This is a genomic window from Mesorhizobium jarvisii (assembly GCF_003601985.1).
Classification (GTDB): domain Bacteria; phylum Pseudomonadota; class Alphaproteobacteria; order Rhizobiales; family Rhizobiaceae; genus Mesorhizobium; species Mesorhizobium jarvisii.
Genome location: NZ_QZXA01000029.1, coordinates 1 through 1,248, shown reverse-complemented (window position 1 = coordinate 1,248; position 1,248 = coordinate 1). Strand labels below are relative to the sequence as shown.

Sequence of the window (1,248 nt, the reverse complement as noted above, 5' to 3'; positions counted from 1 at the left end):
CAGCGGTTCTTCGAAGATGCGATCGACCAGCTCCACGCGGAGCGTCGCTATCGTGTCTTCGCCGACCTCGAGCGCATCGCGGGCAAATTTCCGCGCGCCATCTGGCGCTCCAACGGCCGCGCCGAGGAAATCACCGTCTGGTGCTCCAACGACTATCTCGGCATGGGCCAGCACGCGGACGTCATCGCCGCGTTCCAGAACGCGGCGGGCAAGATGGGCTCGGGCGCCGGCGGCACCCGCAACATTTCCGGCACCTCCAACCCGCTGGTCGAGCTCGAGCATGAGCTTGCCGACCTGCACGGCAAGGACGCGGCTCTGGTCTTCACCTCCGGCTTCGTCTCCAACGAAGCTTCGATCTCGACGATCGCGCGGCTTTTGCCCAATTGCCTGATCATCTCGGACGAGCTGAACCACGCCTCGATGATCGAAGGCGTGCGCCGCTCGGGCGCCGAGAAGAAGATCTTCCGCCACAATGACGTCGCGCATCTGGAAAGCCTGCTGCAGGCGGCGGGGCGCGAACGCGCCAAGCTGATCGTCTTTGAAAGCGTCTATTCGATGGACGGCGACATCGCGCCGATCCGGGAGATCGTCGAGCTCGCCGAGCGCTACAACGCCATGACCTATATCGACGAGGTCCATGCTGTCGGCATGTACGGACCGCGCGGCGGCGGCATCACCGAGCGCGAGGGCCTGGCCGACCGCATCGACATCATCCAGGGCACCTTGGCCAAGGCGTTCGGCACGCTGGGCGGCTACATTACCGGCACCAGCGCGGTGATCGACGCGGTGCGCTCCTATGCGCCGGGCTTCATCTTCACCACGGCGCTGCCGCCGGCGATCGCCGCGGCCACCACCACCTCGATCCGGCATCTCAAGCGCTCGCAGGCCGAGCGCGATGCCCAGCAGCAGCAGGCATCCCGGACCAAGCAGGTGCTTGCCGCCGCGGGCCTGCCGGTGATGGACTCGCCAACCCATATCGTGCCGGTGCTGGTCGGCGATCCCGAGCTTTGCAAAATGGCCAGCGACCGCCTGCTCGGCGTGCACGGCATCTACATCCAGCCGATCAACTACCCGACCGTGCCGCGCGGCACCGAGCGGCTGCGCATCACGCCGACGCCGTTCCATTCGGATGCGCTGATCGCTGGACTGCAGGACGCGCTGGTCGAGACATGGGACGCGCTCGGCATTCCCTACGGCTCGGCGGGACGGCCCTCGGTCGCCAAAAGCGACCGGATCGTTCCGCTGCTG

Annotated in this window: 1 protein-coding gene; it reads left to right on the top strand. The window is 66.7% G+C overall.

What is annotated here, in order from left to right:
* A partial coding sequence (gene hemA / locus D3242_RS33140) for a 5-aminolevulinate synthase (RefSeq protein WP_064983660.1) occupies window positions 1-1,248 on the top strand: 1,248 nt, incomplete at both ends.